The sequence below is a fragment of the Pseudonocardia sp. WMMC193 genome, assembly GCF_021728735.1.
Taxonomy (GTDB): domain Bacteria; phylum Actinomycetota; class Actinomycetes; order Mycobacteriales; family Pseudonocardiaceae; genus Pseudonocardia; species Pseudonocardia oroxyli.
Genome location: NZ_JAKKDO010000003.1, coordinates 4,522,307 through 4,534,143 on the forward strand (window position 1 = coordinate 4,522,307; position 11,837 = coordinate 4,534,143).

Consider the following 11,837-nt stretch of genomic DNA (forward strand, 5'->3'; position numbering starts at 1 on the left):
CACCACTTACCGCGCACGAGTGCCGGAGGCGCAAGTCGCGCTTAAGCGGCGCCGCGCACAGTGCTGCCATGACCACCACGGAGACCACGCCCGACCTGCTCGGCATGCGCTACGCCCACCGGATGATGCGCTTCGACCTGCACCGCTTCACCGATCTCGCCCGCCGCCTCGCCGCGGGCGAGCCGTGCGACGACCGCCGGGCCGCGGCGATCGTCGCCTGGCTGCGCACGCTGCGCCAGGAGATCCACCACCACCACACCGTCGAGGACGAGCTGTGCTGGCCGCTCATCGAGCGCAGCGCGGGCGCCGAGATCGACCTCGAGGTGCTCAGCGAGGACCACCGCGCCCTCGACCCGCTGCTCGACCAGCTGCACGCCGCGACCAGCGCGTTCGCGGCCGGGCCCGATCGTCGGGCCGCGGCGGGGCCCCTGCTCGCGATCCTGACGACCATCCGGGACGAGCTCGACGAGCACATCGAGTCCGAGGAGGCCTCGGTGTTCCCGGTGGTCGAGCGGTACGTGTCGGCGCAGGACTGGGCGGAGCTGGAGAAGGCGATCCGCAAGGGTGGGCCGCCGATCGGGTTCGTCCTGCCGCGTTTCGAGGCCGTCATGCGGCCCGAGGAGCGCGCGCAGGTCCGGGCCGCGGCGGGTCGGGTCATGTTCGCCCTGCTCGCCCTGCTGCGACCGGGGTTCAAGCGGAAGGAGCGCCTGGTGTTCGGGGGCTGACCCAGCCGACGCGGGCCGCGACCGCCGCGGCCCGCGCGCGATGCTCCGCGGCGGGCCCGCCCAGGAACTGCGCCAGCTCGCCGAGGAAGTGGGCGACCGGACCGAGGGTGAGCGTGCCGCTGCCGAGCCCCGCCATCTCGTCGGCGAACGGGAGGAGTTCGCGGTAGGTCTCTTCGGCGATCTCCCGGTCGTCGAGGGCGATGGCCACCTCGGCCCGCAGCGCCATGAAGATCTGCCAGTAGTAGCTGCGCGGCGGCTGTCGGTCGCGCTGCCACACCGCGCGGGCCTCGTCGACCCGGCCGAGGGCGAGCAGCGCCCGCGCGGTGGGATCGGCCATCCCGTCCGGTACGACCTCGACGGCGAGGTACTCCTCGGCGATGTCCGCCAGCGCGCCCGCGACGTGGCGCACCCCGAAGCGGGTGAACGTGCCCATGACCTCGGCATTGACCGCGCCCGCCGCCGTCAGCGCCGCCTGCACGGCGGCGTACCCCGCCTCCGCGCCCGCGATGTCCCCGGCGACCAGCCTGCGCAGCGACGCGAAGATCGCCGCCCAGCCCAGGGACTGACCGAGCTGCCCGTTCGAGGCCAGCGCGATCGCCGAGTCGACGTGGCGCTGCGCGGCGTCGAGGTCCAGCCGCTCGGCCTCGACCATGAACAGCAGGTGATGGCCCTCGGACTCGTACCCGGTCAGCCCGGTCCGCGCGGCCGTGTCGATCAGCTCGCGGCCGATGCCCGCCAGCTCGCCGCGCCGGTCCGGGCCCAGCGCCGTGAAGGACCGGGCGTTGAGCGCGACGCACCGCAGCAGCGGGTCCCCCACCTCGGCCGAGAGCGCCATGGCCTCGGCGGTGACCTCGGCGGCGCGGTCGTCGTCCGCGGACTCGACCTCGAAGCACAACGCGACCAGCAGCCGACACCGCGCGACCGGGTCGTGGGTCACGGCGAGGGCCCCCTCCAGCACGGCGACGAGCTCGGCGTCGACCGCGACGTCCTGCCGGATCGTCCACGAGATCGGGGCGTCGTAGCTGGTCAGGGCGGCGACCAGCGCATCGGTGCCGCGGGCGGCGGCGACCGCCCGCCTGCGCTCGTCGACCGCGGCGCCGATCTGTCCGGAGTGGGCCAGCGCGGACACCAGCGCGCACCGCAGCTCGACCTCCCGCTCGGGCCCCGCGAGGTCCAGCCCGGCCCGCCAGAGCCGGGCGGCCTCGCGGTACCCGCCCGTGGCCACGGCCTCCCGCGCGGCCCGCTCCACGTGCCCCCACGCCACCTCGGGCGCCACCGCGGGACCGGCCTCCAGGGCGTGGCGGGCCAGGACCGCCGGGTCGGCCGGGCCGACCGCCGTCAACGCGGCGGCGTGCAGCCTCGTGCGGCGCAGCCGGGGGAGGTCGGCGTCGAGGGTGTCGCGGACCAGGGCGTGCGTGAACCGGACGCGCCCGGGGGCCGGTTCGGTCAGCAGGCCGGACAGCACCCCCAGCTCGAGGGCGTCGAGCACGGTGTCCTCGTCCGCGGTGGCCAGGCGCACCACCGTGTCGACGGTGAACTCCCGCCCCAGCACCGCCGCCTGGCCGAGCACGGTGCGCGCGGGCGCGGGGAGCCGGGCGACCCGGCGGCGCAGCACGTCCCGCACGCCCGCGGGCACGGCGTCCGTCGCCGCGGCCGGGCCCTCGACGGCGATGAGCCGGGCGGTCTCGCGGACGAACAGGGGGTTGCCGTCGGTGCGGTCGGCGACGAGCGCGACCGTCGCGGCGTCCGGCTCCGCGACGCCGTGTCGCCGCAGCAGGGCGCGGACGTCCGGCCCGGTCAGGCCCGGCAACGGGATCCGGTCGGCGATCGGGCCCGCCAGCGCGGCGAGCGTGGCCGCGAGGTCGGGGCCGATCTCCGCGGGCCGCACGGTGGCGACGACCAGCACCGACCCGGCCTCGAAGCGGGTGCCGACCACGGCGCGGAGCAGCTGCAACGTCTCCTCGTCCGCCCGGTGCAGGTCGTCGAGCACGAGGAGGACGGGGGCGTGCGCCGCCACCAGCTCGACGACCGCGCGGGACAGCCAGAACGTCTCCCCCACCGCGCGCCGCTCGCCGCGCAGCGGGGCGAGCCTGCCCGCCAGGTCCGGGCCGGGGTCCGGCAGCCCCTCGACGATCTCCGACCACGCCCACGCGGGCGGCGCGCCGTCGACCTCCGGGCAGCGACCGACGACCGTGGTCCACCCCGTCAGCTCCGCGCGGAACGCCTCCACCAGGGCCGTCTTGCCGCCGCCCGCCTCCGCCTCGACCAGCACCAGCCCGTGCCCGCGCGCGGCGGCGGCCCGCAGCCGCGCCAGCTCGCGCTCCCGGCCCACGATCGTCGGTGCCGAGGTCGGCGCCACCGCGGCGACGGGTGGGGGATCGGGTCTGCCCAGGACGTGCTCGGCGTGGCGCAGCACGTCCTGTTCGAGCGCACGCAACGCGGGGCCGGGGTCCACACCCAGCTCCGCGGCGAGTCGCTTGCGAGCCCGGGCGAGCACGGCCAACGCGTCCGCCTGCCGCCCGCTCCGGTAGAGCGCGAGGGCCAGCAGCCGCACGGCGCCCTCCCGTAGCGGATGGTCGCGCAGCAGCACCTCCAGGCCGGGCACGGCGTCGGCCGGGCGGCCGCGCGCGAGCCGCGCCTCGGCGAGGCGTTCGGTGGCGACGAGCCGGAGCTCGTCGAGCCGCGCGACCTCGGGGGCGGCCCACCGCTCGTCCGCGAACTCGGCGAGTGTCGGCCCGGTCCAGGCGGCGAGGACCTCGACGAGCGCCTCCTCGGTCTGGTCCGCCCCGGCGAGCACCGCGGCCACCCGCCTGCTGTCCACCGCGTCCCGCGGCAGCCGCAACGCGTACCCGGGCGGCTCGCTGACCAGGACCGACGCGGGTGTCCGCGGCACCCGGTCCGGTTCCAGGATCCGGCGCAGGTGCGAGATGTGGACCTGCAACGCCCCGAGTGCCCGCGGCGGCGGCTCGCCGCGCCACAGGTCGTCGATCAGGGTGTCGGTGGAGACGACCTCCCCGTCCGCGACGGCGAGCCGGGCCAGTACCGCACGCCGGCCGCGACCCCCCAGGTCGACGGGGGCACCCGCGACCTCCGCCCGCACGGGGCCGAGGACCGCGACCCGGACCGACTGCACCCCGGAAGTATGCCGTGCCCGCCGAAAACAGTCTGGCCTGTCGGGAAGTAGGCTGGGCCGATGGCCGCCCCGATCCCGCCCACCCGGCGCACCCAGGGCGAACGCCGCGCGAGCAGCCACCAGCTCATCCTCGACGCCGCCGTGGAGAGCCTGGTCGAGGACGGGTACGCCGGTGCCACCACGGTCACGATCCAGGCCCGGGCCGGGGTGTCCCGCGGACGGCTGCTGCACCACTTCCCCTCCCGTTCGGCCCTGCTGGTCGCCGCGGCCCAGCACCTCGCCGTCGAGCGGCTGATCGACGTGGAGACCTGGCCACACGCGGACACGACGGGGCCGGAACGGATCGACCGGGCCGTCGAGCAGCTGTGGTCGACCTTCTGCACCACCTATTTCTGGGCGGCCATGGAGCTGTGGATCGCGGCGCGCAACGACGAGGCGCTGCGGGCGGAGCTGCTGCCCCAGGAGCGCGGGCTCGGCGCGGCCATCCAGCGGGTCGTGGTCACCCTCTTCGGCGCCGAGCACGCCGCCCACCCCGCGTTCGACGACGTCCGGGAGCTGTTGTTCACCGGCATGCGCGGCGTCGCGCTCACCTACGCGCTCGACCCGCGGGACCCGCGGACCGACCCCCATCTCGCGCTGTGGAAGCGCACGGCGCGCCGACTCCTGGCTACTCCTGAGTAATCTCGCCGGCATGGACTTCGAGACGCTCACCGTCGAGACGAAGGACGGGGTCGCCCGGCTGCGCCTGAACCGACCTCAGCAGGCGAACGCGCTCGACGCCACGGCATGGCGCGAGCTCCGCGAGGCCGTGGACGCGCTGGACGCCGACCCGACCGTACGGGTGGTCGTGCTTGGCGGGACCGGGGCGCACTTCTGTGCGGGGATCGACCTGTCGATGCTCGGCAGCCTGCTGCAGGGCCCGGAGGACCGTGCGCGGGCGACCGAGGACCTGCGCCGCACCATCCTGGACCTGCAGGACGTGATCACGAGCGTCGAGCGGTGCCGCGTGCCGGTGATCGCCGCGGTGCACGGCGCCTGCGTCGGGGCGGGGCTGGACCTCGCCGCGGCGTGCGACCTGCGCTACGCCACCGCGGACGCCCGGTTCACGATCAAGGAGATCGACATGGCCGTGGTCGCGGACGTCGGGGTGCTGCAGCGGTTGCCACGGATCGTCGGCGAGGGCGTCACGCGGGAGCTGGCCTACACCGGCCGCACCGTGTCCGGCACCGAGGCGCACGCGTTGCGGCTGGTCAACGGCGTGTTCGACTCGACCGACGCGCTCGAGGCGGGCGTCGCCGAGCTGGCCGCCGCGCTCGCCGCGAAGCCCCCGCTCACGCTGCGCGGCACCAAGTACGCGATCACCTACGCCCGCGACCACACGACGGCGGACAGCCTCGAGCAGGTCGCCACCTGGAACGCGGGCATGCTCGCCTCGCACGAGCTCACCGAGACGCTCACGGCACTGAAGGAACGCCGCCCCCCGGTCTACCGCGACTGACGCTGCAGTGTGGAGCCACCGCTGTCGGGTCAGGCCCTCCACACGACAGTGGTGGCTCCACACTGCGGTCGGGGGTTCAGCGGGAGTCGCGCCAGGCGATCCACTCCTTGAGCAGCGACAGGTCGTAGTCCGGGCCGCCGACGCCGACGGTGAACAGCTCCACGCCGGCGTCGAGCAAGCCCTGGGCCTGCTCGGAGGGCTTGCCGCTCACGCCCGCCGAGCGGGTGATCTCCTTCGGGTCCCGGCCCAGGTCGGCGCAGTGCGCGTCGAGCACCGAGCACTTGTGCGCGATGGTCTCCGCCTCGCCGAAGCCGTGCCAGATCGAGGCGTGCTCGGCGGTGTGGCGCAGGGTCTTCTTCTCCCCGCCGCCGCCGATCAGGATCGGGATGTCGCGGGTCGGCGCCGGGTTGAGCTTGGTCCAGCGGTCCCGGATGCGCGGGAGGGCGGCGCCGAGGTCGTCGAGCCGCTTGCCCGCGGTCTTGAAGTCGTAGCCGTACTCGTCGTAGTCCTTCTCGAACCAGCCCGACCCGATGCCGAGGATGAGCCTGCCGTTCGAGATGTGGTCGACCGTGCGGGCCATGTCGGCCAGCAGCTCGGGGTTGCGGTAGGAGTTGCAGGTGACGAGGGCGCCGATCTCGACGCGGCTGGTGGACTCGGCCCAGGCGCCGAGCATCGTCCAGCACTCGAAGTGCTTGCCGTCCGGGTCGCCGTAGAGCGGGAAGAAGTGGTCCCAGTTGAAGACCACGTCCACGCCCGCGTCCTCGGCGGCCCGGAGGGCGTCGCGGATCTGGGAGTACTCGGCGTGCTGCGGCTGCAGTTGCAGCCCGATGCGGATGCTCACACCTCCAGCATCCTCCTACGCGAGGTGGACGTACTCGTACTCGAAGGGCTTGCCGTTGATCCCGTTGGTGGGCGGGGCGATCCAGCCGGCGATCTTGCCCGGCTCGTAGACCGGACGCATCAGGCTCTGGACGTGGACCTTGTCCGCCTCCGACGGCAGCCAGGAGTCCTTGCGCGCCTCCCACGCGTCCGCACCCACGAGTTCCCCCGAGGGGGTGACGTGGTGCTCGGCGAACAACCCCACCTGCCGGTTGAACCCGACGTGTGGCAGGTAGAGCCGGTCGTCGAAGCCCTGCTTCTCCAGGATCCGGTTCCACCGCTTGAGCCCGGACTGGCAGTCCTTCACGTACTCGTTGCGCAGGTCGAGGTTCAGCGCGAGCAACGCGGACACCTCGTCGGTGACCACCCGGCCGTCCTTGACCGTGTCGATGGTGAACGCGTCCTCGGTGAGGCGGTGGTCGTCCTTGCGCCGTTCCTCCTGCCAGCGGCCCTTGAGCCCGGCGGTGAAGTAGTTGGCCGCGTTCGTGGACTGCTCGGAGCCGAACAGGTCCAGGGACACCGTGTAGTGGAAGTTCACGTACTTCTGGATCACGTCCAGCGGCACTCCGCCGTGCGGGGCGATGTCCGCGGTGTCGTGCTCGCGCATCAGCTCACAGGTCCGCGTGACCACCCGGTCGATGCCGGTGGTGCCCACGAACATGTGGTGCGCCTCCTCCTTCAACATGAACTCGCAGGTGCGGCTCAGCGGGTCGAAAGCGGACTCCTTCAGCGTGCCGAGCTGGTACTTGCCGTCCCGGTCGGTGAAGTAGGTGAACATGAAGAACGACAGCCAGTCCGGGGTCTCCTCGTTGAACGCCCCGAGGATCCGCGGGCTGTCCAGGTCACCGGAGTTGCGGTGCAGCAGCGCCTCGGCCTCCTCGCGGCCGTTGCGGCCGAAGTAGGCGTGCAGCAGGTACACCATCGCCCACAGGTGCCGACCCTCCTCCACGTTGACCTGGAAGAGGTTGCGCAGGTCGTAGAGCGAGGGCGCGGTCTCCCCCAGCCGCCGCTGCTGCTCCACCGACGCCGGCTCGGTGTCGCCCTGGATCACGATCAGCCGCTGCAGGTCCGCCCGGTACTCCCCGGGCACCTGCTGCCAGACCGGCTCGCCCTTCTGCTCCCCGAACGCGATCCGCCGGTCGTCCCCCCGCTCGGCCAGGAACACGCCCCAGCGGTACTCCTCCATCGCGACGTGCCCGAACTGCGCCCAGCCCTCCTTGCCCACGTCCACGGCCGTACGCAGGTACACGTCCTGCGTCGGGACGGCCGGGCCCATGGTCTTCCACCAGCTCAGGAAGTTGGGCTGCCAGGACTCCAGCGCGCGCTGCAGCCTGCGGTCGCTCGCCAGGTCGACGTTGTTGGGGATCTTCTCGCTGTAGTCGATCGACATGTCAGACCCTCTTCCGGTCGAACTCGGCCTTGCGTCCCGTGCCGTACCTGCGCAGCGCGCCCGCCTCACCGGAGGCGTTGGGCCGCACGAAGATCCAGTTCTGCCAGGCGGTGAGCCGGGAGAAGATCCGCGACTCCATCGTCTCCGGCCCGACGAACCGGTGGTTGGCCTCCATCCCGGTCAACGCGTCCGGGGAGAGCGAGGCCCGCTCCTCGAGCATGATCCGGATCTCGTCCTCCCAGTCGATGTCGTCCGGGGCGTCGGTCACCAGCCCCATCTCCAGGGCTTCCGACGCCGTGATCCGCCGGTCGGTCTCCTGGCGCAGCTTGGCGACGTGGTCGTCGTCGCCGTAGAACCGGCTCCCCAGCCGGGACAGCCCGTTCGCCATCGGGAACGTGCCGAAGTTACTGGCGGACAACATGATCTGGGCCTCGTCGCCCTGCTCGTCACCCTCGATGGTGCCGTCGAGCATGTACTGGCGGTCGCACGCCAGCGCCAGCTCCAGCAGGGCACCCGCGAAGCAGGACCCGGGCTCGATGAGCGCGATCAGGCTGCGCGAGGTCACGTCGAGCCGCTTGAGGACCCGCTTGAAGTAGTGCCGGATCTCGTTGACCAGCCAGTCGTCCCTGCTGTGCTGCTCGATGACGCGCTCGAACGCCAGGGCGTCCTCGACGTCGCCCTTCGTCCGGATGATCCACGTGCCCAGCTCGAGCTCGTTGGCGCGCAGCCGCAGGATCAGGTCGTCGAGCTCGCGGGTCATGGCCAGCGGCCAGAACTCGTCACCCAGCTCGTGCACCCGCTCCAGCGACTCCGGGACTCCGCCCTCCGGACCCAGGACGGTGATCTCGACCAGACCGTTCTGCCGGTCGAGCTCGGCCTTGACGTGCCGGTAGTGGTAGCCCTCGGGGGCCAGCGGCCGCAGGGTGATCCCCCGCTCCCCGGACCGGGTCGACCCGGCGGCCGCCTGGGCGGCCCGCTCGGCCACGGTCTCCGACCACACCCGCTTCGGGACGACCTCGTCGACGAGCTTCCACTCGACGGCCTGCCTGCCGCGGATCCCCTCCGACCGGGTGGCGAACACGTCCGCCCGGTCCTTGCGCACCCGCCGCTTGTCGATCACCCGGGTCAGCCCACCGGTCCCGGGCAGCACGCCCAGCAGCGGCACCTCGGGCAACGAGACGGCCGAGGAGTTGTCGTCGATCAGCAGGATCTGCTCGCAGGCCAGCGCCAGCTCGTACCCGCCGCCCGCCGCGGTGCCGTTCACCGCCGCGATCCACGTCTGGCCCGAGTTCTCGGTCGCGTCCTCGATGCCGTTGCGGGTCTCGTTGGTGAACTTGCAGAAGTTCACCTTCCACGGGTGCGAGCTCTGGGCCAGCATCCGGATGTTCGCGCCCGCACAGAAGTTCTTGTCCTTGCCGCTGGTCACGACCACGGCCCGGACGCCGGGATGCTCGAAGCGCAGCCGCTGGGACGCGTCGTACAGCTCGATGTCCACACCCAGGTCGTAGCTGTTCATCTTCAGCTCGTAGCCGGGGACGATCCCGCCCGCCTCGTCGATGTCCAGGGTCAGGGTGGCGACGGGCCCGTCGACGTCGAGTCGCCAGTGCCGGTACGTCTCCGGCGAGGTGCCGAACGAGACCTCCATCGGTCGCTCCTGTCGTCGCTGTCACAGAGGTGGCGGGAGTAGCCGACAGTCTACAACATCAACCACCAGCGTCAACTTTGCGTAGAACGTTAGGCCGCCCGGCCCGCCCGCCGAAGATCGGCTATCGTCGGTTCCGGAATCGCCGTTTCGTCCCGACCGTTTCAGGGCGTAATTGCTATTTGTGAGGCCCGTTCACCGCGCGGAAACGGCGTCGCACTCCTGGGTGAAACAGATCGGCCCGAGCATTCCCGCCACGACGCGACCGAGCGGGAGGCACATCGTGGTGAACACCGGGGACACCGCCTGGGTGTTGGCGAGCGCGGCGCTCGTCATGTTGATGACGCCGGGCCTGGCCTTCTTCTACGGCGGCATGGTGCGCAGCAAGAGCGTGCTGAACATGCTCATGATGAACTTCATCTGCCTGGGCGTCGTCGGCGTGCTGTGGGCGCTGTTCGGCTACAGCTGGGCCTTCGGCGACGACGCGTTCGGCGGTCTCGTCGGAAATGGGGAGTTCGCCGGACTCGCGAACACGATCGGACATTTCGTCGGCGTCGGATCCGATTCCGCACCCTGGCCCGGAGGTGACGCGCTCCCCGCACTCTCCTTCGTGATGTTCCAGCTGATGTTCGCGATCATCACCCCCGCACTGATCTCCGGAGCCATCGCGGACCGCACGAAGTTCTGGGCCTGGACGCTGTTCGTCGCCGGTTGGGTGACGCTGTGCTACTTCCCGGTCGCGCACTGGGTGTTCGCCTTCGACGGCTTCACCGGCGCGGACAACGTCGGCGGCTGGATCGCCAACACGCTCAAGGCCGAGGACTTCGCGGGCGGCACCGCGGTCCACATCAACGCCGGTGCCGCGGGCCTGGCCCTCGCGATCGTGCTCGGGAAGCGGAAGGGCTGGCCGCGCGAGCGGATGCGCCCGCACAGCCTGCCGTTCGTGCTGCTCGGCGCCAGCCTGCTGTGGTTCGGCTGGTACGGGTTCAACGCCGGGTCCGCACTCGGCTCGAGCGACCTCGCGGCGGTGGCCTTCACCAACACCACGCTCGCCACCTGCACCGCCGTGCTCGGGTGGCTGGTGGTCGAGCAGATCCGAGACGGCCGACCGACCACGCTCGGCGCGGCGTCCGGCGCCGTGGCCGGGCTGGTGGCCATCACCCCGGCCTGCGGCTACGTGGACCCCATGGGCGCCTTGGCGATCGGAGTCATCGCAGGCGCCGTCTGCGCGCTCGCCGTGGGCCTCAAGTACCGCTTCGGCTTCGACGACTCGCTCGACGTCGTGGGCGTCCACCTCGTCGGCGGCATCATCGGCACCCTGCTCATCGGCTTCTTCGGCGACAACAGCGTGAACTCCGCGGCACTGGGCGACAACGGCCTGTTCTACGGCGGCGGGGCGATCCAGCTCGGCCGACAGGCCCTCGCCGCGGGCGCCGTCCTGCTCTACTCGTTCGTCATCGCGACCGTGCTGGGCCTGATCATCAAGTCCACCATCGGCTTCCGGGTCGCCGAGGAGGACGAGGTCACCGGCGTCGACGAGACCGAGCACGCCGAGACCGGCTACGACTACAGCTCGCTCGGCGGCGGCAGCGGTATCGCCCACGCGAACGCCCCGACCCGGGTGGACGCCCCGTGAAGCTGGTGACCGCCGTCGTCCAGCCGTTCACGCTCCACCACGTCCGAGAGGCCCTGGAACACCTGGCCGTGCTCGGCATGACCATCACCGAGGCCAAGGGCTACGGCCGCCAGAAGGGGCACACCGAGATCTACCGCGGCTCCGAGTACGACGTCGACCTCATCCCGAAGATCAAGATCGAGGTCGTGGTCCCGGACGAGCTCGCGGACAAGGTGCTCGACGCCGTCGCCGCGGCGGCGCGCACCGGCCGGATCGGCGACGGGAAGGTCTGGGTCACCGCCGTCGAGCACGTGGTTCGGGTCCGCACCGGGGAGCGCGGGGCCGACGCGGTGTGATCGCACACCCGCTCGCCGTGGTCGAATAGCGACCGTGGCCGAACCGGAACAGCTTCCTGCACCCGAGGCCCTCCTCACCGCGCCCGGGTACGTCGCGCGGCGGCTGCACCACGCGTACACCGCCGCGTGGCAGCGCTACGTCGACCCCGTCCTGACCGGCCCACAGTTCGCCGTGCTGACCGCCGTGGACGCCTATCCCGGGGTCGAGCAGGGCTCGCTCGCCCGCGCCGTCGCCCTGGACCGGTCGACGATGGCGAGCATCGTCAAGCGCCTCGAGGACCGCGGGCTGATCCGCCGCGTGACGCCGCCCGAGGACGGCCGCAAGCGCCTCCTGCACCTCACCGACGAGGGCGCGGAGGTCCTGCGGGCCGCCTACGAGAAGACCCGCGAGCTGGACCGACTCCTCATGCGCGACATGGCCAAGGCCGATGAGACGACCCTGCTGACCAGGCTGAACGGCATCGCGGAGCACTGGGAGTCGCTCGTCGAGGACTAGCGGCGGTCGCCGCGTTTCCGGAGCGTTAAAGCTGCGTGCACCCCTTGCGCTCGGAGATAGTCAGTGTTCGGATTATCTCCGTCGTCATCCGGACGCGGGAGGT

At 72.1% G+C, this 11,837-nt stretch carries 10 protein-coding genes; 6 read left to right on the forward strand and 4 right to left on the reverse strand.

Annotation, left to right across the window (positions count from 1 at the left end; genetic code table 11):
* Positions 1-68 precede the first annotated feature (68 nt).
* A complete protein-coding gene (locus tag L3X23_RS23395; RefSeq protein ID WP_093086751.1) occupies positions 69-725 on the forward strand; it encodes a hemerythrin domain-containing protein in 657 nt (218 codons plus the stop codon).
* Here the strand turns inward: L3X23_RS23395 and L3X23_RS23400 are convergent.
* Positions 691-3,858, reverse strand: coding sequence for an AfsR/SARP family transcriptional regulator (locus L3X23_RS23400; protein WP_237194531.1), 3,168 nt, complete (start codon positions 3,856-3,858; stop codon positions 691-693). The genes L3X23_RS23395 and L3X23_RS23400 overlap by 35 nt on opposite strands.
* A 60-nt stretch (positions 3,859-3,918) precedes the next feature.
* Here L3X23_RS23400 and L3X23_RS23405 point away from each other — a divergent pair, with 60 nt between their 5' ends.
* On the forward strand, positions 3,919-4,539 hold the full coding sequence (locus L3X23_RS23405) for a TetR/AcrR family transcriptional regulator (RefSeq protein WP_237194532.1): 621 nt from the start codon (positions 3,919-3,921) through the stop codon (positions 4,537-4,539).
* Between the two features lie 10 nt (positions 4,540-4,549).
* Positions 4,550-5,356, forward strand: coding sequence for a crotonase/enoyl-CoA hydratase family protein (locus tag L3X23_RS23410; protein WP_237194533.1), 807 nt, complete (start codon positions 4,550-4,552; stop codon positions 5,354-5,356).
* A gap of 76 nt (positions 5,357-5,432) precedes the next feature.
* Here the strand turns inward: L3X23_RS23410 and L3X23_RS23415 are convergent, their stop codons facing one another.
* Genes L3X23_RS23415 through boxC form a run of 3 tightly spaced genes read right to left on the reverse strand, consistent with a single transcriptional unit; the run spans position 5,433 to position 9,270 of the window.
* Complete coding sequence (locus L3X23_RS23415) at positions 5,433-6,197, reverse strand: LLM class F420-dependent oxidoreductase (RefSeq protein WP_237194534.1); 765 nt, start codon at positions 6,195-6,197, stop codon at positions 5,433-5,435.
* Between the two features lie 15 nt (positions 6,198-6,212).
* Positions 6,213-7,625 (reverse strand): benzoyl-CoA 2,3-epoxidase subunit BoxB, encoded by a 1,413-nt coding sequence (gene boxB / locus L3X23_RS23420; protein ID WP_093086760.1) that lies wholly within the window; start codon positions 7,623-7,625, stop codon positions 6,213-6,215.
* Between the two features lies 1 nt (position 7,626).
* Positions 7,627-9,270, reverse strand: a complete 1,644-nt coding sequence (gene boxC, locus L3X23_RS23425; RefSeq protein WP_237194535.1) for a 2,3-epoxybenzoyl-CoA dihydrolase — start codon at positions 9,268-9,270, stop codon at positions 7,627-7,629.
* Positions 9,271-9,550: 280 nt separating this feature from the next.
* Here boxC and L3X23_RS23430 point away from each other — a divergent pair, with 280 nt between their 5' ends.
* Genes L3X23_RS23430 through L3X23_RS23440 form a run of 3 tightly spaced genes read left to right on the forward strand, consistent with a single transcriptional unit; the run spans position 9,551 to position 11,734 of the window.
* Positions 9,551-10,903, forward strand: a complete 1,353-nt coding sequence (locus L3X23_RS23430) for an ammonium transporter (protein ID WP_176921420.1) — start codon at positions 9,551-9,553, stop codon at positions 10,901-10,903.
* Positions 10,900-11,238 (forward strand): P-II family nitrogen regulator, encoded by a 339-nt coding sequence (locus L3X23_RS23435; RefSeq protein WP_093086766.1) that lies wholly within the window; start codon positions 10,900-10,902, stop codon positions 11,236-11,238. The genes L3X23_RS23430 and L3X23_RS23435 overlap by 4 nt, the downstream gene beginning before the upstream one ends.
* Before the next feature lie 34 nt (positions 11,239-11,272).
* Positions 11,273-11,734, forward strand: a complete 462-nt coding sequence (locus tag L3X23_RS23440) for a MarR family winged helix-turn-helix transcriptional regulator (protein WP_237194537.1) — start codon at positions 11,273-11,275, stop codon at positions 11,732-11,734.
* Positions 11,735-11,837: the final 103 nt, after the last annotated feature.